Annotated in this window: 23 protein-coding genes; 15 read left to right on the forward strand and 8 right to left on the reverse strand. The window is 49.0% G+C overall.

The annotated features are described in order from the left end of the window. Window positions 1-6: 6 nt before the first annotated feature. The 7 genes from PTW35_RS21720 (at window position 7) to PTW35_RS21750 (ending at window position 6,008) form a co-directional block, all read left to right on the forward strand. Window positions 7-492 carry a MotA/TolQ/ExbB proton channel family protein gene (locus tag PTW35_RS21720; protein ID WP_281029122.1) on the forward strand — a complete coding sequence of 162 codons (486 nt, stop codon included), beginning with the start codon at window positions 7-9 and terminating at the stop codon, window positions 490-492. After that, window positions 489-893 (forward strand): biopolymer transporter ExbD, encoded by a 405-nt coding sequence (locus PTW35_RS21725; protein ID WP_044621131.1) that lies wholly within the window; start codon window positions 489-491, stop codon window positions 891-893. The genes PTW35_RS21720 and PTW35_RS21725 overlap by 4 nt, the downstream gene beginning before the upstream one ends. Then, complete coding sequence (locus tag PTW35_RS21730) at window positions 893-1,516, forward strand: energy transducer TonB (RefSeq protein WP_281028943.1); 624 nt, start codon at window positions 893-895, stop codon at window positions 1,514-1,516. Before PTW35_RS21725 ends, PTW35_RS21730 begins: the two co-directional genes overlap by 1 nt. Next, on the forward strand, window positions 1,513-2,691 hold the full coding sequence (locus PTW35_RS21735) for a tetratricopeptide repeat protein (RefSeq protein ID WP_281028944.1): 1,179 nt from the start codon (window positions 1,513-1,515) through the stop codon (window positions 2,689-2,691). Before PTW35_RS21730 ends, PTW35_RS21735 begins: the two co-directional genes overlap by 4 nt. A 347-nt stretch (window positions 2,692-3,038) precedes the next feature. Next, window positions 3,039-5,063 (forward strand): elongation factor G, encoded by a 2,025-nt coding sequence (fusA, locus tag PTW35_RS21740; protein ID WP_281028945.1) that lies wholly within the window; start codon window positions 3,039-3,041, stop codon window positions 5,061-5,063. Between the two features lie 117 nt (window positions 5,064-5,180). After that, entirely contained in the window at window positions 5,181-5,711 is a 531-nt protein-coding gene (locus tag PTW35_RS21745; RefSeq protein ID WP_281028946.1) for a GNAT family N-acetyltransferase, read from the forward strand. A gap of 108 nt (window positions 5,712-5,819) precedes the next feature. Beyond that, complete coding sequence (locus tag PTW35_RS21750; protein ID WP_281028947.1) at window positions 5,820-6,008, forward strand: hypothetical protein; 189 nt, start codon at window positions 5,820-5,822, stop codon at window positions 6,006-6,008. 111 nt (window positions 6,009-6,119) lie between these two features. Here the strand turns inward: PTW35_RS21750 and PTW35_RS21755 are convergent, their stop codons facing one another. Further along, the gene (locus tag PTW35_RS21755) at window positions 6,120-7,205 is read right to left on the reverse strand and encodes a hypothetical protein (protein ID WP_281028948.1); all 1,086 of its coding nucleotides are present in this window, start codon (window positions 7,203-7,205) and stop codon (window positions 6,120-6,122) included. A gap of 318 nt (window positions 7,206-7,523) precedes the next feature. On the opposite strand from PTW35_RS21755, the gene PTW35_RS21760 reads away from it, so the two are divergent. Beyond that, a complete protein-coding gene (locus tag PTW35_RS21760) occupies window positions 7,524-7,808 on the forward strand; it encodes a hypothetical protein (RefSeq protein ID WP_281028949.1) in 285 nt (94 codons plus the stop codon). Between the two features lie 104 nt (window positions 7,809-7,912). On the opposite strand, the gene PTW35_RS21765 is transcribed toward PTW35_RS21760, so the two are convergent. From PTW35_RS21765 to PTW35_RS21785, 5 genes are read right to left on the reverse strand one after another with little or no spacing between them, the layout of a single operon-like run. Beyond that, on the reverse strand, window positions 7,913-8,842 hold the full coding sequence (locus PTW35_RS21765) for a hydroxymethylglutaryl-CoA lyase (RefSeq protein WP_281028950.1): 930 nt from the start codon (window positions 8,840-8,842) through the stop codon (window positions 7,913-7,915). Then, complete coding sequence (locus PTW35_RS21770) at window positions 8,835-9,677, reverse strand: enoyl-CoA hydratase-related protein (RefSeq protein WP_281028951.1); 843 nt, start codon at window positions 9,675-9,677, stop codon at window positions 8,835-8,837. Before PTW35_RS21770 ends, PTW35_RS21765 begins: the two co-directional genes overlap by 8 nt. Window positions 9,678-9,686: 9 nt before the next feature. Continuing rightward, window positions 9,687-11,291 (reverse strand): carboxyl transferase domain-containing protein, encoded by a 1,605-nt coding sequence (locus tag PTW35_RS21775; RefSeq protein ID WP_281028952.1) that lies wholly within the window; start codon window positions 11,289-11,291, stop codon window positions 9,687-9,689. A gap of 9 nt (window positions 11,292-11,300) precedes the next feature. Continuing rightward, the gene (locus PTW35_RS21780) at window positions 11,301-12,470 is read right to left on the reverse strand and encodes an isovaleryl-CoA dehydrogenase (RefSeq protein WP_281028953.1); all 1,170 of its coding nucleotides are present in this window, start codon (window positions 12,468-12,470) and stop codon (window positions 11,301-11,303) included. 23 nt (window positions 12,471-12,493) lie between these two features. Then, on the reverse strand, window positions 12,494-12,886 hold the full coding sequence (locus tag PTW35_RS21785; RefSeq protein WP_281028954.1) for a MerR family DNA-binding transcriptional regulator: 393 nt from the start codon (window positions 12,884-12,886) through the stop codon (window positions 12,494-12,496). A 149-nt stretch (window positions 12,887-13,035) separates the two neighbouring features. On the opposite strand from PTW35_RS21785, the gene PTW35_RS21790 reads away from it, so the two are divergent. Genes PTW35_RS21790 through PTW35_RS21820 form a run of 7 tightly spaced genes read left to right on the forward strand, consistent with a single transcriptional unit; the run spans window position 13,036 to window position 20,686 of the window. After that, entirely contained in the window at window positions 13,036-14,238 is a 1,203-nt protein-coding gene (locus PTW35_RS21790; protein ID WP_281028955.1) for a thiolase family protein, read from the forward strand. A 13-nt stretch (window positions 14,239-14,251) separates the two neighbouring features. Next, a complete protein-coding gene (locus PTW35_RS21795) occupies window positions 14,252-15,760 on the forward strand; it encodes a CoA-acylating methylmalonate-semialdehyde dehydrogenase (RefSeq protein WP_281028956.1) in 1,509 nt (502 codons plus the stop codon). 30 nt (window positions 15,761-15,790) lie between these two features. Beyond that, window positions 15,791-16,951, forward strand: coding sequence for an acyl-CoA dehydrogenase family protein (locus tag PTW35_RS21800; protein WP_281028957.1), 1,161 nt, complete (start codon window positions 15,791-15,793; stop codon window positions 16,949-16,951). 25 nt (window positions 16,952-16,976) lie between these two features. After that, the gene (locus PTW35_RS21805; protein WP_281028958.1) at window positions 16,977-17,759 is read left to right on the forward strand and encodes an enoyl-CoA hydratase; all 783 of its coding nucleotides are present in this window, start codon (window positions 16,977-16,979) and stop codon (window positions 17,757-17,759) included. A gap of 44 nt (window positions 17,760-17,803) precedes the next feature. Then, window positions 17,804-18,982: an enoyl-CoA hydratase/isomerase family protein gene (locus tag PTW35_RS21810; protein ID WP_281028959.1), complete on the forward strand. Its 1,179-nt coding sequence runs from the start codon at window positions 17,804-17,806 to the stop codon at window positions 18,980-18,982. After that, entirely contained in the window at window positions 18,982-19,887 is a 906-nt protein-coding gene (gene mmsB / locus PTW35_RS21815) for a 3-hydroxyisobutyrate dehydrogenase (RefSeq protein WP_281028960.1), read from the forward strand. The genes PTW35_RS21810 and mmsB overlap by 1 nt, the downstream gene beginning before the upstream one ends. 40 nt (window positions 19,888-19,927) lie before the next feature. Then, window positions 19,928-20,686 (forward strand): SDR family oxidoreductase, encoded by a 759-nt coding sequence (locus PTW35_RS21820; RefSeq protein ID WP_281028961.1) that lies wholly within the window; start codon window positions 19,928-19,930, stop codon window positions 20,684-20,686. Window positions 20,687-20,722: 36 nt separating this feature from the next. Here PTW35_RS21820 and PTW35_RS21825 read toward each other — a convergent pair whose 3' ends face one another. Together PTW35_RS21825 and PTW35_RS21830 are read right to left on the reverse strand one after the other, a co-directional pair. Then, a complete protein-coding gene (locus PTW35_RS21825; RefSeq protein ID WP_281028962.1) occupies window positions 20,723-20,830 on the reverse strand; it encodes a 3-ketoacyl-ACP reductase in 108 nt (35 codons plus the stop codon). A 172-nt stretch (window positions 20,831-21,002) separates the two neighbouring features. Beyond that, on the reverse strand, window positions 21,003-23,021 hold the full coding sequence (locus PTW35_RS21830; protein ID WP_281028963.1) for an alkyl sulfatase dimerization domain-containing protein: 2,019 nt from the start codon (window positions 23,019-23,021) through the stop codon (window positions 21,003-21,005). Window positions 23,022-23,124: the final 103 nt, after the last annotated feature.

Below are 23,124 nucleotides of genomic sequence, written 5' to 3' on the forward strand. Positions count from 1 at the left end.
ACCTTTATGAATCAAGGAGGTCAGGTGCTCTGGTGGCTGGCCGCGGTCGTGATGTTTTGCTGGATTCTGGTGATTGAGCGGGTGTTATACCTGCTCATTACCTACCCGAAACAACGGCAACGATGGCTGGAACAGTGGCAGGCAAGGATTGACCATTCCTCTTGGTATGCACGTTCAATACGCGATGGCTGGTTGAGCCAAGCGCATATCGCGCTCAACCAAAACCTGAACTTGATCAAGGTACTGGTAGCCATTTGTCCAATGCTTGGTTTGCTGGGGACGGTAACCGGTATGATTTCGGTGTTTGACGTGATGGCCACCCAAGGGAGCAGCCAGCCAAGGTTGATGGCATCCGGGATCTCCCTGGCCACACTGCCTACCATGGCCGGTATGGTTGCGGCGCTATCGGGGATGTTTGTACATTCACGTTTATCCAAGTCCTGCTACAAGCGCGAAATAAAGTTAGAAAAACTATTGAGGAGTCAGCAATGAGACTGAGTCGTCCGTCTTCAGCCCGTGAAGATGCCCAGGTAGACCTGACGTCTATGCTGGATATTGTATTTATCATGTTGATTTTTTTCATTGTCACCAGCTCATTTGTCCGCGAGTCTGGGGTTGAAGTGAATCGCCCTCAGGCCAGTAACGTGATAAGCCAGAAAGATGCGGGTATTTTTATTGCTATTACCTCAGCCAATGATGTGTATATTGACAAACGTGTTGTTGATGTTGAGCGCGTTCAGGCCACGCTGGAGCATTTGCTGCTCGAGCAGCCTGAAGCATCGCTTGTGATCCAGGCTGACGAACATGCTTACAACGGCACCGTTGTTCGAGTAATGGATGCGGCAAAAGGCGCAGGTGTACAAAAGATTGCGTTGGCAGCGGAGAAGCGTTAATGCTACGTGTACTGATTGCCATTCCTGCGGCTTTCCTAATGGCGTTGGGCTTGTTCACGTTTATGGCATGGATGGTCGATAACGGAAGCCAACGTCCTGAAGTTGAGAAGCAACTGCTGGCATTTGATATGGTGATGGTAGAGCAGGAGCGCGAGGCCCAACGCCGGCAGCGAACAGTGCCGGAGCCGCCTGAAACACCTGAACCGCCACCGCAGGCAATGCCACAAGCCACTAATCAAACTGTCACCAATACAATGTCGTCTTCAATGCCGAATCTGAATTTGAATTTGCAGGCATCGGTATCGGGTTTAGCAATCAATGCCCCGACGTTTTCAGATTTTGGTGCCAATCAGCAGGCGATACCGCTATATCGTGTTGAACCCAAGTATCCATCAAGGGCAAAGAAGCAGGGTGCTGAAGGTTATGTGGTGATGTCATTTACCATTGATCCTCAGGGCCGCCCGACAGATATCAGCGTGCTGGACGCCAAGCCACGCCGTCTTTTTGAGCGGGAGGCCATTCAAGCACTTAGAAAATGGAAGTATCAGCCTAAAGTTGTTGATGGCAAGTCGATTGCCCAGGTTGGTCAAACGCTTAGACTGGATTTTAAGATACAGAAATGATCAAGAAACTGACATTACTCGTTGCCTTGTCACTGCCGCTTGGCCTAATGCCTCAACTGGCTGTTTGCGCTGAGCTTTCCCAGTATACCGCGGGGCGGGTACAGCGGGCTCACGCCCTTCAGCAAGATGAAAAACTGACTGAAGCAATTGCCTTGCTAGAGGGGATAAACCCATCTCGAGCTTATGACAAAGCGTATGTTCAGCGTATGCTCGGGGTGTTCTATTGGCAGCAAAACAACAAAACCAAGGCGATTGCGAACCTGACTGATGCCGTTAATTCAGGTTTGTTGCAGGACGAGCAGGCTTGGATTACCCAGCGTATGCTTGCTGATATTTTGCTTACTAGCGAAGAATTCAAGCAGGCGTTGCCACACTATTACGCTTTGAGTAACAACGTTCCTGAGAACCAAAAAGCAGATGAGCTGTGGCTACGCATTGCCCAATCACATTATCAGATTTCCGAGTGGCAACAATCACTTACTGCGATAAATGCATATGCGAAATTGGCGGGTAAACTTGATGTTCAACCTTTAACAATCAAGCTCGGTGCCCAGCTTCAGCTTAAGCAATGGAAAGCGGCTTTGCTGACCTTGGAAAGCTTGATTGCTCTTGAGCCAAACAAGCTTGTCTGGTGGCAGCAGACGGCAGGTATTCAGCTGCGTCTCGGGCATTCCAAATCTGCACTGGAGACGTTAGCGTTGGCGCGAAGGCAAGGTGTGGATTTGTCCCAGCAAGATTTGAAGACCTTAGCCCAACTCTATGCCCAGCGTGGTATACCTGAGCGAGCCGCAATTGTGTATTCTCAACTCGATGGTGCCGACTCAGATGTGGATCTTTTAGTCCTGCAAGCGCAGTATTGGCAGATTGCCAAAGAATGGGATAAATCTATTTCTGTATGGCATAGAGCGGCAGCATTGAATAACAAACATCGCTGGTCTTTGGCCCAGTTGCTCCTTCAGCAAGGCGACTATCAGCAAGCCATTGCTGAACTTGATAAAGTCAGCGACAAAGCGCGTGAGGCCGATGTCGCGCTTGCCAAGGTACGTGCGTATTACAAGCTCGACAATCTAGAAAAAGCGATTATCTTTGCTAAACAGGCAGACAACATTGAGTCAACTACTGCGTCAAAAAGCTGGATTAAGTATCTGTCACAGAAAAGAGAAATGGCTAGTTAACTCATCAGGCTGAGAAGCTGCCTGAGCAAATCAATAATTCAATATAAGGCTGCTATTGTGAAATCCACCCTATGTTGAATGTCACAAATGCAGCCTTTTTTTGTAACAAAAATCAGACAATCTTCAGCCGTATGAAATAACTCACATTAAAACGAAGCCAATCGGCGCAAGCTATTCGAGACAATGAAATAGTAAATTTTGGTTATTCTTACTAATATTCTTGCGGCGATTTGGGCCTCTGCTTATGGACGTACCCATCCGAAAATTGACCTGGAAGACGAGAAGGCGGGAGACCGCCATGCATGCTGAAAAATTAGCGTTTGTCTTTCTGATCTTCGGAGGCAGTTATGTCTATGAATGAAATTCGCAATATCGCAGTAGTTGGTCAAAGTGGGGTAGGTAAAACGACCTTGATTGAGCGCCTGCTGTTTGAGTCAGAATGCTCTACACATCTCGGAAGTGTCAAAGAGGGTGACACTGTCACGGACTTTGATGACCAATCCATCCATTATCAACACAGTATCGAAGCTACGCCAGCCGCTCTTTGTTGGCAAAAGCACCGTATGAATGTTATCGATACCCCGGGCTTGCCTGAATTATTGGGGCGGACGTTGAGTATCTATCCCGCTGTTGAAACTTCAGCCTTAGTTTTTGATGCCAATACACCTTTGAACCAAGTATCAGAGAAGTTATTTGCTTTTGCCCAGTCGCAGAAGAAGTGTCAGATGATCATCATTAACAAAGTCGATCTCAATCCGGACAAAGTGCCGCAGCTCATCGACCAACTGCAGTCTCACTTCGGCCAGGAATGCTTGCCGATCAACTTGCCGTCGGGCGATGGGCAATCGGTCGTCGATTGCTACTTCAAGCCAGATTATGACGCGTCGACCCTATGGAGTAGCGTTGAGACTGCGCATGAACAGCTAATCGATCAGGTTATCGAGGTTGATGAGAAATTGATGGAGCTGTACCTTGAGCAAGGTTCCTCGCTCACAGCTGAGCAGTTACACGATCCATTTGAAGAAGCCCTAAGGACAGGTCATGTCATTCCCATTTGTTGTGTCTCGGCGGAAACAGGGCTGGGGATTTCACTGTTGCTGCAAACATTAGCAGAAATTATGCCGATGCCTTCGGAAGGTAATCCGCCAATGCTGGAAAAAAATGGCCAGCAGGTTCGGGTTGACTGTGAACAGCTAGATCATACCGTGGCTCATGTATATAAAGTTAGTGTTGACCCGTACCTGGGGAAACTGGCTTATTTGCGGGTCTTCCAAGGCGAAATCAACGCGGGCTCTCAGCTTTTTATCGGTGAGAACAGCAAGGCGTTTAAAGTTGGGCACTTATATCAGCTACAAGGCAAGAAGCGTCTAGAGATTGCCAATGCTCGGGCTGGTGATTTTTGTGTCTTGGCAAAAGTGGATGACTTGAATTTTGACTCAGTGGTCCATGATTCCCATGATGAAGACGAAGTCATCATGAAAACTATCGATTTTCCAGCACCGATGTATAGCTTGGCGATTCAAACGACCAAAAGGGGGGATGAACAGAAGCTATCGGAGGTGCTCAATAAAATAGCAGCCGAAGATCCCTCCCTGTGCCTTGAACATCGTACCCGTACCAATGAAACTGTTTTGGGTGGCCAGGGTGAATTCCACTTGAAAATCGCACTGGAGAAAATGGCTTCGGTTTATAAGCTCAACGTTAATACCGAGCAGCCGAGTATTGAATATTTCGAAACGATAACCCAGCAAGCAGAAGGTCACTATCGTCACAAAAAACAAAGCGGCGGTGCGGGACAGTTTGGTGAGGTACAGCTTAAAGTTCGGCCTTTGGATCGTGGGGAGGGCTTTGTTTTCGTCAATAAAGTGGTGGGCGGAGCTATTCCGACATCCTTGATCCCTGCAGTGGAGAAGGGGATCCGGCAAGCGGTAGAGGAAGGGGCGATATCCGGAAACCCGATTCATGATATAGAAGTCACCGTCTATGATGGTAAATATCATTCTGTAGACTCAAAAGAAATCGCTTTTGTGATAGCAGGTAAGAAAGCATTCCTTGATGCTGTGAATAATGCTAACCCTATCGTGTTAGAGCCAATCGTAGAGCTTAACCTGCAGATTCCAACGGACTCTGTCGGTGATATTAGCGGAGATTTAGCAGCTAACCGAGGAGTGATATTAGGTACCCAGTCTGAAGAGAATAACTTTACCTCGCTACAGGCGAAGATCCCGCAAAATGAGTTGTTGGATTACTCCCAGCGCCTGAGGGCTATGACGGGCGGTGAGGGTAGTTTCAGTATGGTACTGAGTCACTACGAGCCCGCTCCTAACACTGTACAGAAAAAGGTATGCAGTGCTGCCGAAGAAGCGTGCTAGCGATTTCCAACCAAAGTATTACATTCATACAAAAAGGCTGCTGTAATCAGGAGCCTTTTTATTGAGTATATGCAGGTGATTTAGTATGGTGGTCAGGGTGTTGTTAGGGAATGGAATATGGAAACACAAAGGTTAAAACTATTGCCTCCTTGTCTGGAAAGAGCGCCAATGATGCTGGAGGCGATACTCGAAAGCCAGAATGAACTCGCGGTGTACTTACCTTGGGTGCCCAATGCCTTGACTGAAGATGCATCCATTGAGAATACAAAGCAAGCGATAGCCAATTTTGAAGCCTTTGAGGGAGAGCTTCGATATTCCATTATCGAGAAAGAATCTGGCAGGTTTGTTGGGGCGGTAGGATTACTAATAAAGGACAAAGCCGTCCCTTATTTTGAAATAGGCTATTGGCTGAGAACCTCGGCATATGGCTGTGGTTACATGACAGAGGCTGTCGAACGGCTGACAGCGTATGCTTTTGAGGAGTTACATGCTAACCGTGTTGAAATTACCGCAGCAGAGCAGAATACCCAAAGCCGTGCTGTTGCCGAACGCTGTGGTTTTGAATTTGAATGCCTGAAGAAAAATGAAAGACGCTTACCGTCAGGGGAGCTTAGCCATACGGTGGTATACAGCAAAATTGCCGTCTAAAAAGTAGCGGTGGATTTCTGCTGATCCACGAGCTAAATCCTGAAGTTACTTAAGGTTTTTTCCGCTTGGTCGTTTATTTCTAACAGAATCATTTTGTTTGGAGGTTAAATGTCCCTTGGAGTAAACCTATCCGGTGATGATAAACAAAAACTGCTGTCAGAGCTTGTGGCTGTTGTGAGTAATCGTTTCCCCAACCGTGAAGTGAAGGTCATCAAGCAAACTCACCAACAGGGCACGGTGTCGTTACATTTCGAAGTCAACGATGGCGAGCTTATCCAGATAGAGCTGCCACAGTAATATCTTGCCGATATCCATTTCCATGATAGATTACTGATTAGTATGTAAATCTATCATGGAGTGCTGATAACGTGGTGGTGGTTTGTTTGCAAGAGTTAGCCATGTTTATAGCTAGTTAGTTGGATTAGGGATTTTTCTGGCTAACCTGTCTAATCCGCCTTCAGCGGTAAAGAATAGTTCAAGCTCAAACATGATCCCCGGGTTCACTTTATATTGAAATGCATCCTGGAAATCCAGTTCCGGGGTAATGCTCATATATAGCCAGTCGCTATACAATCGGTGCTTCCATGCTACTGAAACCCAAGAGTTAGTGATTGAATAATTCGGTGTGGAGTCGGCGCTAAAACCGATGGAATATTGCAGTAAGTTATCTTGGTTGATTCGGTCGAATATTTCTGCCTGCTGTACAAACTCCCAATTATCATCCGTGTCCAAATATTGTGCCGAAGAGCTGATTTTAAGGATAGTGCTGGGATCTTCTGGGCTGGCAAAGTAAAAATTCAGTGAGGTGAGTGCCCCGGGGCCTTTGGAATCATAATAGAAGACTTCTTGTTTAATCCGGCTAGTCCATTTATGGCTAAGCCTATCAATACGCCTCAAATCGGCTCGGGCGAATGGATCGAGTGGAAGTTTGATTTTCAAACCGAGGTCGAGATTTGTTCGCCATTTTCCCCATTGCTGCCCTTGTAGTTGCACCCCGCCTACAGCGCCAGACAGGCTACTGTCGGAGTTGTTACTGATACCACGCTGTTTGTCTTCTAGACGGTCAAAGTCATCAGGGTCAGTATCTAGGACGAACTTCCAGTTTTTTTCAGTATGGGGAAGATCAATTTTAAGCTTTACACTTGCATCAGTATCGAAATATTCGCGGTGTGTGTATCTACTTTTCAGTTTTAACCGAAGGTAGCTACGATTGGTCAAGGGTAACTCTTCGTCTTTTTTGGCAATAAAGTGATCGATGGAAGAGCTATAGTCATAGACAGTATCTGAAATGGTATCCTGCGTGTCATCTATCCAATCTTGAAAACTGTCTTCATCATTGATATCCGAATACAGTCTGTCGTAATAGATGTCGTAGGGCTCCTCTTTTATTTCAGTGCCTGATGTAGCAAAGGGAAATAGACATAGAATAGCGACGATACAACTAGGTGTAACATACTTGAAAAAATAATCAAAGGGAGAACAACACCGCCACATCTCATATCTCCCAATAACCACATGAATAATAGGAACTTATTGATATATAGACAAGTATAGACTGGTAAGGCATTGATTACATAACAAGTGGTAATATTTATGAAAATGAGATCTGATTCTAAAAAATTAAAACAAATTTGAATCGCAACACCTTAAATGAAGACTGTTCAAATTCCTTTAAATCAATTAAAACATAAGTTTATTATGTGAAATAATTTGTTACGCATAAAAATGTCAATCATTAATAAATAACGAATGTTTAACTACTATTATAGAGGTCTAAATTGATTAACACTTGTGATTTGATATTTGGAGAAGATGATGGATTGTGTTGATTTTGAAGGAATAAAAAGGGATGTTTCGCACAAAGTTGTTGATATATTTGAATCATTTGAGGAGCATAACAATCGCCTTCCGACCATGGAAGAGTTCAGGCTGCTGTTTAATAACGAAGCCGAGCAATTTATTGGACCGAATGAAATGCTCAGGGTGAAGCCTGGCAGTGTATTGCATGACAAACTTCAGGAGCGAGAACAAAAGCTGTGGCGAGCAGTCAATGAACTGGAGGCGGAGCAACGTTTCCTGCGTTCTGAAACATATTAATTAACCCTTGGAGGCCCACTTCATTATATGGATAGAAATGTAGCTCATGGTGAGTTTGTGGTAACTCGTGCAGTTACCACTTTTTTTTGCATGGACAGTACGATTTACTGTAACTGTTGAGCTTTCAGCGCCATAGATACGTTGGAGCGTGGTGATATGTTGAGTTGCTGGCAGATCATCCATCCTGCAGCAGCCAAGACGTCTAAATTTAAACCCGTTTCGATCCCTAATTGATGGCACAGGTAGACGACATCCTCGGTGGCAACATTGCCGCTCGCCCCTGGTGCGTATGGGCAACCTCCCAACCCTGCGACACTGGCATCTATGGTATCGATCCCCATCGATAATGCCTGATAAATATTTGGTAAGGCTTGGCCCCAAGTGTTGTGAAAATGCACGGCAATTTTACGGCTTGGGATTTGACTATTGATGGTGTCCAGTAAGTTGGCAACTTTGAAAGGGGTACCTGTACCGATAGTATCTCCCAGGGAGACTTCATAACAGCCCATACCGATTAGTTGCTCGGTGATTTGCAGTACTTGGTTTGCTGGGGTCGGGCCATCATAAGGACAATCGATAACACACGATAAGTAGCCTCTTACAGGAATACCGTGAAGCTGCGCCAATGCCATCACTGGCTCAAAGCGTTTTAGGCTTTCGCTAATCGAGCAATTGATATTATGTTGGCTGAAGCCTTCAGAGGCTGAGGCAAAAATGGCAACTTCATCGGCCTGAGCGCTAAGCGCCATTTCGAAACCTTGGATGTTGGGAACAAGAGCTGAATAGACAATGTTGTCTTGCCGTTTGATTGCATGCATTACATTGAGCGAATCGGCCATCTGGGGGACGCGTTTGGCAGAGACAAAAGCGCCTGTTTCGATATGACTGAGGCCAGATTGTGACAATAAGTTTATGAAATCTACCTTACTTTGGGTGGACAAAGGTGTTTCATTTTGCAGCCCATCCCGGGCCCCCACTTCATAGATACGAACAGACTTGGGGAAGTCGCATGAACTATCAGGTCGTTTAATCATGATGAGCAAGCCAGTTAGGTTGACGTTTTTCCAGAAAAGCTTTTAAGCCTTCTTGCCCATCGGGGGAGACTCTCAATTGGGCAATGATTTCGCTGGTTTTTTTCCGCAGCGAGGGGTCAATGATTGGCGATTCGCATAATCGGCAAAGTGACTTGGCCTCACGAACCGCGTTGGGGCTGTTTGCCGTGATCTGGCGAACAAAATGAGTCAGTTGCAGATCTAAGGATTGGGCGCTGGCTACTACTTTGTGAATGATGTTGAGTTCTTTGGCTTGCGCGGCACTGATAAGCTCTGCGGTTAGCATATATCGCCTAGCTTGCCGTTGGCCCATGGCTCGACAGACATAGGGGCCAATGGTCGCGGGAACCAATCCGAGCTTGACCTCGCTCAAGCAAAAACGGGAATCTTTACTGGCTATGGCAATATCGCAACAGCATATTAAGCCCAGGGCTCCACCGAAGGCCGCGCCCTGGGTTAAGGCTATTGTCGGTATGGGGAGCGTATCTAGTTGGTGAAGCAAGTCGGCAAGTTTTTCGGCATCTTTGATATTTTCCTCCATGCTAAATTGTGCCTGAGATTTCATCCAATTCAAATCGGCCCCGGCACTAAAATGGTTACCGCTCGCACGTAACACAAGGGCTCTGATTTTACGGCTTGCCTTAACATGAAGCAGGATGGCCAGCATGTTCGATATACACTGGCTGTCGAAGGCATTGCTTTTTTCAGGCCGATTCAGAGTCATAGTGGCTATGCCTTGCTCATCGATTGCAAATAGAACATCGTTGCTATCGAGCTCTAGTGCCGAAGATTGGTGGTTGGAGCCAATTGGATTCATGCTTCCGCCTCACATTCGAAATATGCCAAAAGTGCTGTCTGTTTCCGGTGCCCTTTGGCTGGCATGAAGGGCCGAGCCGACAATCGCGCGCGTGTTACGAGGGTCGATGATGCCATCATCCCAAAGTCTGGCACTGGCATAGTAAGGGGAGCCTTGTTGCTCATATAATTCGCGTATTGGCTGCTTGAACGCCTCTTCTTCATCCGCCGACCAGTTTTCGCCGTGGCGTTGCTTATTGTCGCGATTTACCTGGGCTAAAACCCCCGCAGCCTGTTCTCCCCCCATTACCGATATGCGGGCATTGGGCCACATCCACATCATGGTGGGGCTGTATGCCCGGCCGCACATGCCATAGTTGCCAGCCCCGTAGGAGCCACCGATGATAACGGTAAACTTGGGTACATCGGCGCACGCAACCGCCATCACCATTTTTGCCCCGTGCTTGGCAATGCCTTCGGACTCACACTTCTTGCCGACCATAAAACCGGTGATGTTTTGCAAAAACAACAGGGGGATTTTGCGCTTACAACATAACTCGATGAAGTGGGCCCCTTTTTGTGCCGACTCTGAGAATAAAATGCCGTTGTTAGCAACAATGCCTACTTGTTGGCCATAGATTTTGGCGAAACCACATACCAAGGTGGTACCGTATAGTGTTTTGAACTCATCGAATTCCGAGTTATCAATAATACGTGCGATCACTTCTCTGATGTTAAACGGTGTTCGCAAGTCGGTGCCGACGATGCCAAACAGTTCGTCGGCTGGATATCGTGGGGCAGCGGCATTTTGGTTCAGTGGTGCAAACGAGGGAAGGCCACAACTTTCGACCGCTTGCCTTGCCAGTTCGATGGCATGTTGCTCGTCGTTGGCAAAGTAGTCAGCGACTCCCGATGTTTTGCAATGCACATATGCTCCCCCCAGCTCCTCTGCGGTGACGATTTCGCCGGTAGCCGCTTTTACCAGAGGGGGACCGGCAAGAAAAATCGTGCCTTGCTCTTTGATGATAATAGAGACATCAGCCATCGCGGGGACATAGGCCCCTCCAGCGGTACAGGAACCCATAACAACCGCAATTTGCGGGATACCCTTGGCGGACATCCTTGCCTGGTTATAAAAAATTCGACCGAAATGATCGCGGTCGGGAAACACATCTGCCTGATGGGGCAGGTTGGCGCCACCGGAGTCGACCAGATAGATACAGGGTAGGTGGCACCGTTCCGCGATCTCTTGTGCCCGTAGGTGCTTCTTTACCGTGAGGGGGTAGTAGGTTCCCCCTTTGACCGATGGGTCATTGGCTACCACCATGCATTCAATGCCCTCGATCCGTCCTATACCAGCGACAACCCCAGCGCAAGGGATCGGCTCGGGGTAGACATTCCAAGCGGCAAATTGGCCGATTTCGAGAAACTCGCTGCCGGGATCGAGTAGTGCTTGAATTCTTTTTCGTACCGGTTGCTTGCCTTTCTCTTGCTGCTTTTGCTGTGAGTTTGATCCGCCGCCTTGCTTGATGGCTTCAACATGTGTCTGCAGCTGGTCGACAATTTCGGCCATGTTACGGAAATTGTTGGAGAAAAATGTATCGTCTCGGTTGACTGTAGACTTGATTATTGCCATCTTCCGTCCTTATTTGGATTCCTCGAAAAGCTCGCGCCCAATTAACATCCTGCGTATTTCAGATGTGCCTGCACCAATTTCATAGAGTTTGGCGTCGCGAAGGAGCCGCCCTGCTGGAAACTCATTGATATAGCCGTTTCCTCCCAGCAACTGGATCGTGTCGAGTGCAAGTTGGGTGGCGATTTCAGCTGCATAGAGAATGACACCAGCGGCATCTTTGCGGGTGGCTTCGCCGCGATCACAGGCTTGAGCAACGGTATAGACATAGGCACGGGCGGCATTGGTGCGGGTATACATGTCAGCGACTTTGGCCTGGACGAGTTGGAACTCGCCAATCGAGCGGCCAAATTGTTTTCTGTCGTGAACATACGGGAGCACGAGATCCATGCAGGCTCTCATGATCCCCAGCGGGCCTGCGGCCAATACAACTCGCTCGAAGTCCAAGCCGCTCATTAGAACCTGTACGCCTTTGTTGAGCTCCCCGAGCAAGTTCTCTGCCGGCACTACGCAGTTGTCAAAAACCAGTTCGCAGGTGTTGGAGCCACGCATGCCAAGTTTGTCGAGTTTTTGCGCATGGCTAAAGCCGGGGAATTGTTTTTCGATAATGAAGGCAGAAATACCGTGTGAACCTTCATCGGGCGCGGTTTTTGCGTAGACAACGACGGTATCTGCATCTGGACCATTGGTGATCCACATTTTGCTGCCGTTGAGAATATAATGGTCACCGTGGTTATCGGCCTTGAGTTGCATGCTGACAACGTCCGAACCTGCATTGGCTTCGCTCATTGCCAATGCACCGATATGATCACCACTGATCAACGGGGGGAGAAATTTGGCCTTCTGATCATTAGTCCCGTGGCGGTATATTTGATTGACGCAGAGATTGGAATGAGCACCATAGCTCAAGCCGACAGATGCCGATGCGCGACTGATTTCTTCCATCGCCACCACATGGGCAAGGTAGCCCATATCAGCACCGCCATACTCCTCACTAACGGTGACACCGAGTAGCCCCATCTCACCCATTAAGGGCCAAAGATGGTTGGGAAACTGGTTGTCTCTATCAATATCTGTTGCTAGAGGGCAAATGACTTGCTCAGCGAATCCATTTACCTGTTCGCGTAGCAGATCAATGGTCTCACCTAGGCCATAATTCAAAGGAGTGAAGCTATCTCTCATAAGCGCTCCGGTTGTCAGTAGGATTAAGGCTTTTGCTGATTATTTGGCACTTGGATATTCAAAGCCTGCAGACATTTGTCACGGGCAATTTGTAATTCGGTCATCACAACATTGATATCTTCGAGTTGGCGTTGCAGTGCCTCTTGCTTGGTATCGATGATGGTAAGCATTTTGTTGAGTTGCGATGAGCTTTGATTGGTGTCGTATAGATCAAACAGCTCACGAATTTCAGCCAGAGAAAACCCCAGCCTTTTGCCACGTAAAATGAGTTTCAGCCTGATTTTGTCTCGGCGTTGGTAAATGCGCGTATTACCTTGCCGGTCGGGTTGCAATAATCCCACATCTTCATAGAAACGGATGCTTCTGGTGGTGATGTCAAATTCTCTGGCTAATTCGCTTATTTTGAACGTTTCCACCTTGCTTGGCCCCCAATGTCAGGTAATGGCTTCACTGCTGCAATGTGTATTGGAGTTGTTTCTTAACGTTTACGTAAATGTTAGTGCTATGCTTACGTAAACGTCAAGAAATCGCCTGCAGAGATACAGCACACCAAGAGGGCTTTGATATGGGTAAGGAAGTGTGGGTCATCGCGGCAAACCGAACACCTATAGGCAGTTTTCAAGGGGAATTATCGTCACTGAGTGCTTCCGAGCTGGGTAGTATTGCCATCAAAGGTACATTAGAGCACTCCGGGCTTTCGCCAGAAATGGTTGATGAAGTACTGATGGGCCATGTGTTGCTTGCTGGCTGTGGTCAAGCACCCGCCAGGCAAGCATCGCTAAAAGCGGGGATACCTGAAAGTATTGGCTGTACCACCATCAACAAAGTGTGTGGGTCTGGTATGAAGAGCGTCATGCTGGGCCATGATGCCATCCTGGTAGGGACTAACCAGACTGTTGTTGCCGGTGGAATGGAGAGCATGAGCAATGCGCCATACCTGCAGAGTAAGATTCGTTCCGGCCTGCGATTGGGGCACAGTACGCTACACGATCATATGTTCCTTGATGGTTTGCAGGATGCCTATGATGGTGATCTGATGGGCGTCTATGCCCAGAAAGTGGCCGATGAGCGCCATTATACTCGCCAAAGTATGGATAAATGGGCTGTTAAGTCTGTAGAAAGGGCGTTGATAGCCCAAGAGCAGGGGTGGTTTGAAAGTGAAATCATACCGATCAAGGTTGCCAATCCCAAAGGGGACGTTGTTGTTTGCCGAGACGAGCATCCCAACGAAATCAACCTGACCAAGCTACCAGTCCTTCGTCCAGCGTTTGCCGAAGGGGGAACGGTGACGGCCGGTAATTCCAGTTCCATTTCCGACGGAGCCGCCGCGCTTATCTTAATGGACGGTAAACTTGCCAAGCAGCAGGGCCACAAGCCTTTGGCTGTCATCACCGCCCATGCCAGCCATGCAAGGCATCCGTCGGAGTTTACGGTCGCCCCTGTTTATGCCATCCGCCAGTTGCTAGATAAGCTTTCGTGGTCGGCTGAACAAGTGGACAGCTGGGAAATAAACGAGGCGTTTGCCGTTGTTACCCAAATTGCAACCAAAGAGTTAGGCATCGATCCCGAGCGTGTAAACCCCGATGGTGGGGCGTGTGCACTTGGGCATCCGATCGGTGCGAGTGGGGCCAGAATCATTGTAACCCTGATTCATCGCCTCAACCGCCTGCACCACAGTATTGGCCGACCGGTGCGTGGTATTGCTGCCTGTTGTATTGGCGGGGGGGAAGCGACTGCCATTGCCGTTGAAGTGGGAACTACCGACTAAGCTAGGAGCCAATATGAGCGACGCAAATCTTATTTCTCCGGTACCTTTATACGTTAGCGGAGAATTCATCCATTCGTCCTCAACCCACTGGATTGAGGTCACGAACCCGGCAACCAATGCGGTGATCGCCAATGTGCCTTGCGCGACGGAGCGAGAAATAGAAGCTGCTATCGCCAGTGCCGCAGAGACCTTTGAAAACTGGCGAGAAGTTGCTGTGCCCGAGCGAGCCCGCTTGATGCTCTCTTACCAGCAATTGCTGAAGGAGTACCATGACGAGTTGGCTTCGATACTGTCCAGCGAGACGGGAAAGAACTTTGCCGATGCCAAAGGTGATGTCTGGCGCGGTATCGAGGTGGTTGAACAAGCGGCGAATATTGCCAGTTTAATGATGGGGGAAACCGTTGAAAATGTGGCAGCGGATATCGACAGTTATTCTCTGATTCAGCCCCTAGGGGTATGCTGCGGTATTACCCCTTTTAATTTTCCAGCCATGATCCCTCTGTGGATGTTTCCTATGGCCATTGCCGCTGGGAATACTTTTGTCCTGAAACCTTCCGAGCAAGTCCCGCTGACTGCGATGCGATTGGCCGAACTGTTTGAGCTTGCGGGGGCGCCAAAAGGCGTACTGCAAATTGTCCATGGTGGCAAGAAACAAGTGGATTACTTGTTGGCTCATCCCGATATCCGCACGATTTCCTTTGTCGGCTCGGTACCTGTCGCCAGGCATATCTACCAAACTGGGACACACCATCTGAAACGTGTCCAAGCGTTTGCCGGTGCCAAGAACCATATGGTGGTGATGCCCGATGCCAATATGGAACAAGTTGTCAATCATCTCGTTGGTTCATCGGTTGGGGCGGCAGGGCAACGCTGTATGGCGATCTCTGTTGCTGTGCTGGTTGGAAATGCCAAGGAAATTATTCCCGATTTGAAAGTTGCCATGCAAAAAGTGAAACCTGGTCCATCGAATGATAGCGAGGCCGCGTATGGCCCGCTGATCAGCCCAGCAGCCAAACAGCGTGTGCTGCAACTTATCGAGCAAGGCAAGCAACAAGGCGCAGTTTGCGAAGTCGATGGTTCGAACTGTACCGTTGCGGGGTATCCAGACGGTAATTGGCTCGGTCCGACCTTATTCAGTGGCGTGACAACAGAGATGTCTATCTATCAGCAGGAGATTTTTGGTCCGGTGTTGGTATGCGTTGCCGTCGATAGCCTGGATGAGGCAATTACCTTAATTAACTCCAACCCATACGGCAACGGGACTAGTATTTTTACGGCCTGCGGGGCTGCCGCCAGAAAGTTCCAGCACCGGGTTCAAGTCGGGCAAGTCGGTGTGAATGTCCCCATTCCTGTGCCGCTGCCGTTTTTCTCATTCACCGGTTGGCGAGGTAGCTTCTATGGCGATCTGCATGCCTACGGTAAGCAGGCGGTGAGGTTCTATACCGAAACCAAGACGGTTACGGCGCGCTGGTTCGATGAAGATATTCCTGACGGTCCCAATATGACCATAAACTTGCGTTAAGCGGAACCAAGCCTGAGACAAGGAGCTGATATGGACTTTTCTCTGACAGAAGATCAACGTGCTTTTGCCGACGTTGCTCGGCAGTTCGCGCAAGATAGGCTTGCCCCCAACGCGGCCGGATGGGATGAGAACCAGATCTTCCCCAAGGACGTGCTGCGGGAAGCGGGAGATATGGGCTTCATGAGTCTGTACGTCCCCGAGGAGCAAGGCGGCTTGGGGCTGCCACGCCTTGATGCGTCCATTATCTTTGAACAACTGGCGATGGGCTGCACGTCAACCACGGCGTATATGACAATTCACAATATGGTGTCGTGGATGATTGCCAGCTTTGCAACCGATGAAGTCAAGGAGCGGTATTGTCCGCTTCTCATCAGCGGTGAGAGTTTAGGGTCATACTGCCTGACAGAAGCCAGCGCTGGTTCAGATGCCGCGTCCTTGGTAACGACTGCGACCAAACAAGGCGGAGACTATGTTATCCGAGGAGCCAAAGCCTTTATTTCCGGGGCGGGGGATACCGATGTACTGGTAGTGATGGCAAGAACGGACCCCAGTAAAAAAGGGGCTTCGGGTATCTCTGCCTTTGTGGTTCCCGCTGATGCCGATGGGATCAGTTACGGTCGCAAAGAGCCCAAAATGGGCTGGAACAGTCAACCGACCAGAGCCGTAACTTTTGAGGATGTCCGTATTCCCTCAAGCCACCTTTTGGGTAATGAAGGAGACGGATTCAAGTTTGCGATGAAAGGGTTAGATGGCGGAAGAATCAACATCGCTACATGCTCTATCGGTACCGCTCAACAAGCCCTTGAGCAGGCGGGCCGGTACGTTACTGAACGCAAGCAGTTCGGCAACAAACTGGCTGAGTTTCAATCTGTGCAATTTAAGCTTGCTGACATGACCACGGAACTGATTGCGGCACGGCAGCTAGTGCGATATGCCGCTTATCAGTTGGATAGGAAGGCACCAGAAGCCACGGCGTACTGTGCGATGGCCAAGCGGTTTGCCACTGATGTGGGGTTTAGTATCTGTGATCAAGCCCTTCAGCTCTATGGCGGCTATGGCTATATCAAGGAGTACCCGTTAGAGCGCTATTTCCGGGATGTCAGGGTTCATCAGATCCTGGAGGGCACCAACGAAATTATGCGACTGATCATCGCCAGGCGGGTGTTGAGCGAAGGCTGCCGCCTTCTGTGACTTCATTTAGGAGAGGAGTAGCCTCATGCCAGAAACTAACGCCATTGAAGTTGTCGTACATGGCCATACCGCAGTGCTGACCATGAATAACCCTCCGGCCAATACCTGGACAGTAACAAGCCTTAACCTGCTGCGAGATACGATTTACAAGCTCAACCGCGATAAGAATATCTATGCGCTGGTGATAACCGGTCAGGGGGAGAAGTTTTTTTCTGCCGGTGCCGATTTGAAGCTGTTTGCGGGTGGTGATAAAGCCATTGCGCTGAGTATGGCGCAAGCTTTCGGCGAAGCCTTTGAGACGCTCAGCCAGTTTCGAGGTGTTTCTATTGCCGCGATTAATGGTTATGCAATGGGTGGAGGTTTGGAGGTGGCCTTGGCGTGTGATATCCGTATTGCGGAAGCGCATGCGGATTTGGCTCTTCCCGAGGCCAAAGTCGGCTTGCTGCCGTGTGCCGGAGGTACACAAAACCTCACCTGGTTGGTGGGCGAAGGTTGGGCCAAGCGGATGATACTTTGTGGTGAAAGGGTGACAGCGTCACAGGCGTTGGAGATTGGTTTGGTTGAGCAAGTCGTTGCTTCAGGTCAGGGCCTGCAAAGTGCGAAACAGATGGCGGCCGAAGTGGCCCATCAATCTCCGTCCTCCGTCGCGGCGTGCAAGGCCTTAATTCAAAACTGCCGTCATTCGCCTTTGGATCATGGTTTGATCAAGGAGCGTGAGTTGTTCCTCAAACTGTTTGATACGGAAGATCAAACTGAAGGGGTGAACGCCTTTTTAGAGAAGCGCCCGCCAGAGTGGAAAAATCGTTAAGAGGCTAGAGGTAAGTCTTTACAGTGAATTTCAGGGGGAAGGATATGTCAGGCACGGTCAATATCAGTGAGCTTGAATGTAGCGGGGGATTCAAGTTTGGCATTGCTGAATTAGATAATCCAGCATCTCTTAATGCCCTAAGTTACGAAATGCTGGTGGTACTGCATGATGCTCTCAAGCACTGGCACGATGATCACAACATTGTCGGTGTCGTTATCCACGGTGCGGGGGAGAAAGCCTTTTGTGCCGGAGGTGATGTCAGGGCCATGTACCAGGTGATGAATGAGGCAAGGTCATCAGATCAACCCATTGGCTCCTGCCAAGCGATGAGTTATTTAACCGACTATTTTACTCTCGAATATCAAACTGATTATCTCATTCATACCTATTCCAAGCCCGTCATTGTATGGGGTGAGGGTATTGTGATGGGAGGCGGGATAGGCTTGTATATCGGAGCCAGCCATCGCGTAACCACGCCGAGATCGAAATTGGCGATGCCAGAGATCAGTATCGGGTTATATCCCGATGTGGGAGGGACATGGTTTCTCAACCACTTACCGCAGGGCGTGGGGCTGTTTCTTGGATTAACTGGTGCGACAGTCAATGCCACGGATGCGCTTGCGCTAGCGATGACCGAACATATTTTACAGCCAGGCCAAAAAGAAACGATGTTCGAGCTGCTGCAGCAGGTTAATTGGGACGATGTCGAGCCGCATCAGGGCGTGACCGAGCTACTGGACAGGCTTGGTAATGACGCCAAGTATACTCATCCGCAAAATGAGTTGTTACCCCATCTCCAGGCTATTCAAACTGCCTGTCAATATGGGTCTTTGCCCGAGATATATAATCAAATCCAGGCCATGGCTGAACCGGTTGATGAAAGCGAGGGTAAATGGCTGCGAAGGGCAAAACAGACGTTAAGGGAAGGGAGTCCGATAACGGCCCATATCTGTTATCGCCAGTTGACCCAATTTCACTACGAATCATTGGCCGACTGCTTTCGCCTCGAACTTTCACTGTCCGTTCGCTGTGGTGAGCTAGGGGAGTTTTATGAGGGAGTTAAAGCCCGCCTGATCGAGAAAACCCAGCAGCCCCATTGGCTGTTTCCCGATATAGCCAGCGTTGATCAAGCAGTGATTGATACGTTGTTCACCCCTCTATGGGCAGATAACGAACATCCGCTCCAACTGTTGGGGCTAACTGGTTCACACGAAGGAGCTTAATGATGAATATTGCATTTATCGGTTTGGGCAACATGGGGCGGCCAATGGTCTTGAACTTGCTCAAGGCAGGGTGTCAGGTGTCGGTGTTTGACATCAATACCGTTGCAGCTGAAGCCTTGAAGGAGGACGGAGCGGTTGTTGCTGGCTCGATGGATGAGTGCGTAAAAGGTGCTCAAACTGTCATGACAATGCTGCCGGCAGGCGAGCATGTTAGGGCGGTTTACCTTGGTGATCATCAAGGTGGGGTTGGCTTATTGAAAATGGTGGAAGCAGGGACGTTTCTTATCGATTCATCCACTATCGACCCGGCTTCAGCGCGGCTGGTGGCACAACAAGCCCATACCCACGGGCTTGAATTTGTTGATGCGCCGGTATCTGGTGGTGTGGCTGGGGCCCAGGCCGGTACGCTGACGTTTATCGTTGGTGGAACAGACAGCGGGTTCAAGCAAGCCGAGGAAGTGTTACAGCATGTGGGCAAGAATATTTTCCATGCCGGCAAAGCTGGCGATGGCCAAATGGCCAAGATCTGCAACAACTTGATGCTGGGGATCTTGATGTCGGGTACCTGCGAGGCATTGAGCCTTGGGATGGATAATGGCCTAGATCCCAAGGTACTGTCCGATATCATGCTGCAAAGCTCTGGGCGGAACTGGGCATTGGAGCTGTATAACCCCTGTCCGGGGATCATGGACAAGGCTCCGGCGTCGAATCACTACCAGCCGGGGTTCATGTCAAAGCTGATGCTGAAAGATTTAGGGCTGGGCCTGGAAGCCGCAACGGAGAGCCAATCGCCAATCCCAATGGGCACGCTGGCACGAAATTTATATGCCTTTCATAACGCCGAAGGCAATGAACTTCGCGATTTCTCGAGTCTGTTTGAATTCTATCGAAAGCCATCAAAGTAAATCGATTTTCCGGTTATGGATATGTTCATTAGGGGGAACTATGGATTTAAAGCAAAGCGTGATTGCCATAACAGGAGCCGGGCAAGGGCTTGGGCAAATGATGGCGATTAGCCTAGCACAGGCTGGTGCCCAGCTGGCATTGATCGACTTGAATGAAGAAGGCTTACATGAAACTAAGCAGCAATGCCAAATGCTGAGTGCCAAGACGTTAACGTATCAGGCGGATGTGACGCATGAGCAGCAAGTCATTGCCGTGTTTGAAAATATCATGGAGGACTTTGGCCAACTCAATGGTCTAATCAACAATGCCGGAGTACTCAGAGATGGACTGCTGGTCAAGGCCGAAGACGGCAAGGTAGAGAAAATGACCCTGGAGCAATTTTCTACCGTGATGGATGTGAATGTTACCGGAACATTCCTCTGCGGACGTGAGGCGGCGGCATCCATGGTTGCTGCCGGCAATCAGGGGGCGATCATAAACATTTCCAGTGTGGCCCGAGCGGGAAATATCGGGCAGACCAACTACGCGGCCTCCAAAGCCGCTGTCGCAACCATGGCGGTCTGTTGGGCCAAGGAGCTTGCCCGTTACGGGATCCGAGCCGCTGCCATTGCTCCCGGCGTAGTAGAAACGGCAATGGCAAAACAACTCAAACCCGAGGCGATTGAGCGGCTAAAGTCCATGATCCCGGTTGGCCGAATAGGCGAAGCCAGTGAAATAGCCCATGCCGTGAAATACATCTTAGAAAATGACTATTTTACCGGGCGTGTGTTGGAAGTTGACGGTGGAATGCGAATGTAAACACCTAAGGTGGGGCGTTTATCATTAGCTGGTGTTCTAGTGGCCGTAGAACATCACAAACAGTGCTATGCCACCACCAATGACGAACATGAGCATGGCAATAATTGCAGCAAACTTATTGAGAATTGAAAAGAGTTTATCCATGGCGGTTGTCTTTCTCTTGGGTTAGCGTTGGCAGAAAGATGCCATAGTTAGCAGTAAAATGCGATAGTACTTTTGATGTAGTAATGTTTGATTACAATAACGGTGATAAAACATGCCCCACCTTCTACGGTGGGGCATTGCGTTAGATAGGAATTATTCGAGTATGTTGAAACTACTTAGTTGGCATTGGCAGAATTTCAAACATCCCGTCGAACTCATCCAGCGCGCCAGCGAGTTGCTGAAGCAGCTCTGCGTTACCGTCCACTTTTGCTTCGCCCGATTTGATCAAAGCTTCCAGCGTGGTGTTACCCAGCACAATCTGAGTGAGGTCTGCTTTGGTAATGTTCAGTGTGACATCCGTTGTTGGCAGTTCCGTTACTTCAATATTGGCCAAGTTTGAATTAGATACTTCACCATAGTATTTTTCATCCAAATCAGGGTGCACTACACCGAAGTTAAAGTTTAAGCTGGCTTGTTCGGCTTTTTCTGCATTGAGTTTGACCGCCACAAAGTCTAGGAACATGCCCGTTGGGGTATTGGCGATAACATCCGGCGAGGCGAGCTTGATTGACGGTTGAATTTCACCGGTACGTAACTCGACGGCCCCTTGCAGATAGGAGTTACGCCATGCCATTGTTTCAGACTGGTAGCCTTGCTGCTCGAAGCTGTCTGCGAGGGCAAAACGGTACTCGATGTTGTTTGGATCGCACTGTACTAGGTCGTTGAACAGCTGTGACGCATGCTGATACTCACCCTTTTCGAAGTGTGCCATTCCCGCTTTATACAGTGTATCTGCACCTGCTGCTTCAACATACACACATGATTTGTCTTTGGTTTGTAGAGGGTTAGTATTGACTGGATTTAAGTCGTGATAACCCAAGTACAAGTTCACTACCGCACGCGCATTGTGGCTATAAGAGCCGTGGTAACCATTGGTGTGCCAGGTATCAAGCTGTGATTGCGGAACAATTTTCTCTATTTCTCGGCCGACGTCATTGATTGACACCCCGTGGTTAGCCAGGCGCATAGACTGGTTGTGAATAAAGCCGTAGTTGTCCCTTTGCAGCGTCATATATTCAGCAATCTCGTTGGCATCCGTGGCTGGGTCGTTCCACACGGGGGCAGAGTGTGCCGCATGAATATTGTCTACTAGGCCACTGTCCACAAAACGCAGCTTGAGTTCAGTCAGGTACTTGGTCCAGACCAACGAGTCTCGTACTTTTGCCCCGCGGAAAGTATAGATGTTATGCATACCATCGTAAGTTAGCTCGGCGGTATTCAAAGAGCGATATTCCGGCACGTACAGAACAATTTCTGCTGGTGCTTCGGCACCCGGCATATTAATAGCCAGGAAGTCCAACCCGTCAATGGTAATAAGCTTTTCCCGCTCCTGAATCTCATAGGTTGGAGCAACCAGAGTCACCTGGCCGCGGGAGGTACCCAGTCCTAGTGCATTATCAACAATGCCTTTGGTGTTGTTGTCTAGCGTCGTGCCATATTGGTAGTTGGCACGGCGGCTCATAGCTGTCCCGGCAATCACGTTCTCGTCAGCCAGTTCTTTGATAAAGTCCTTCGGGGCGTAAATAGGGGCTCCTGTAGCAAAATCATCCGACTCAAAAATGGCTCGGGAACCACCGAAGTGGTCGGCATGCATATGCGAGTAAATCATGCCTGTGATTTGGTGTCCGCCGTTAATGGCGGGCAGGTGCATTTTTGCGAACTCCCAAGATGCTTCTGCCGCTTCTTTAGATAAAAGTGGGTCATGAATGACGTAGCCGTTATCGGTGCGGTAGATAGTCATATTGGAAAGATCGGCACCGCGGATCTGGTAGACACCATCAGTCACTTTGTACAATCCACCCGCTGCGTAATTTAGCATTCCTTGACGCCACAGAGATGGGTTGACCGAAGATGGTAATTCATCGAGGCTCATACCTGACATATATTGGAACCGGTTTTTTAGTTCGCCTGCTTCATGGGAACCGAACTCTGCGATCAGACCTTTCTGGGTTCGCTCGAAGGCCGTGGTATCCTGCCATGGCAGTTGTTTGGCAAGTTCTGCATTGGCATTAAGGGTATGTGTACTTGCAGGCTTTCCCTGGTAGCTATCTAAGCTGGCGTAGTCAGCATTCGCGCCGAAAGATACAAAAATAGCGAGTGAAAGAATCGAAGGTACAAAACGGGTGTTCATAGGGAGCCTCGTTGTTGTCAGCATTGGATATAGCGCTACTATATTTTGTTGACACATAACAAAAAACACACAAAATTGTATGTCAGATATCACGGTTTGTTAT

Origin of the sequence: Photobacterium sp. DA100, assembly GCF_029223585.1 — a bacterium.
Classification (GTDB): domain Bacteria; phylum Pseudomonadota; class Gammaproteobacteria; order Enterobacterales; family Vibrionaceae; genus Photobacterium.

Bases quoted from the DNA above. Each gene is read 5' to 3' on its own strand.
- PTW35_RS21720 (WP_281029122.1), top strand. From the start codon at position 7: ATGAATCAAGGAGGTCAGGTGCTCTGGTGGCTGGCCGCGGTCGTGATG.
- PTW35_RS21725 (WP_044621131.1), top strand. From the start codon at position 489: ATGAGACTGAGTCGTCCGTCTTCAGCCCGTGAAGATGCCCAGGTAGAC.
- PTW35_RS21730 (WP_281028943.1), top strand. From the start codon at position 893: ATGCTACGTGTACTGATTGCCATTCCTGCGGCTTTCCTAATGGCGTTG.
- PTW35_RS21735 (WP_281028944.1), top strand. From the start codon at position 1,513: ATGATCAAGAAACTGACATTACTCGTTGCCTTGTCACTGCCGCTTGGC.
- fusA (WP_281028945.1), top strand. From the start codon at position 3,039: ATGTCTATGAATGAAATTCGCAATATCGCAGTAGTTGGTCAAAGTGGG.
- PTW35_RS21745 (WP_281028946.1), top strand. From the start codon at position 5,181: ATGGAAACACAAAGGTTAAAACTATTGCCTCCTTGTCTGGAAAGAGCG.
- PTW35_RS21750 (WP_281028947.1), top strand. From the start codon at position 5,820: ATGTCCCTTGGAGTAAACCTATCCGGTGATGATAAACAAAAACTGCTG.
- PTW35_RS21755 (WP_281028948.1), bottom strand. From the start codon at position 7,205: ATGTGGCGGTGTTGTTCTCCCTTTGATTATTTTTTCAAGTATGTTACA.
- PTW35_RS21760 (WP_281028949.1), top strand. From the start codon at position 7,524: ATGATGGATTGTGTTGATTTTGAAGGAATAAAAAGGGATGTTTCGCAC.
- PTW35_RS21765 (WP_281028950.1), bottom strand. From the start codon at position 8,842: ATGATTAAACGACCTGATAGTTCATGCGACTTCCCCAAGTCTGTTCGT.
- PTW35_RS21770 (WP_281028951.1), bottom strand. From the start codon at position 9,677: ATGAATCCAATTGGCTCCAACCACCAATCTTCGGCACTAGAGCTCGAT.
- PTW35_RS21775 (WP_281028952.1), bottom strand. From the start codon at position 11,291: ATGGCAATAATCAAGTCTACAGTCAACCGAGACGATACATTTTTCTCC.
- PTW35_RS21780 (WP_281028953.1), bottom strand. From the start codon at position 12,470: ATGAGAGATAGCTTCACTCCTTTGAATTATGGCCTAGGTGAGACCATT.
- PTW35_RS21790 (WP_281028955.1), top strand. From the start codon at position 13,036: ATGGGTAAGGAAGTGTGGGTCATCGCGGCAAACCGAACACCTATAGGC.
- PTW35_RS21795 (WP_281028956.1), top strand. From the start codon at position 14,252: ATGAGCGACGCAAATCTTATTTCTCCGGTACCTTTATACGTTAGCGGA.
- PTW35_RS21800 (WP_281028957.1), top strand. From the start codon at position 15,791: ATGGACTTTTCTCTGACAGAAGATCAACGTGCTTTTGCCGACGTTGCT.
- PTW35_RS21805 (WP_281028958.1), top strand. From the start codon at position 16,977: ATGCCAGAAACTAACGCCATTGAAGTTGTCGTACATGGCCATACCGCA.
- PTW35_RS21810 (WP_281028959.1), top strand. From the start codon at position 17,804: ATGTCAGGCACGGTCAATATCAGTGAGCTTGAATGTAGCGGGGGATTC.
- mmsB (WP_281028960.1), top strand. From the start codon at position 18,982: ATGATGAATATTGCATTTATCGGTTTGGGCAACATGGGGCGGCCAATG.
- PTW35_RS21820 (WP_281028961.1), top strand. From the start codon at position 19,928: ATGGATTTAAAGCAAAGCGTGATTGCCATAACAGGAGCCGGGCAAGGG.
- PTW35_RS21825 (WP_281028962.1), bottom strand. From the start codon at position 20,830: ATGGATAAACTCTTTTCAATTCTCAATAAGTTTGCTGCAATTATTGCC.
- PTW35_RS21830 (WP_281028963.1), bottom strand. From the start codon at position 23,021: ATGAACACCCGTTTTGTACCTTCGATTCTTTCACTCGCTATTTTTGTA.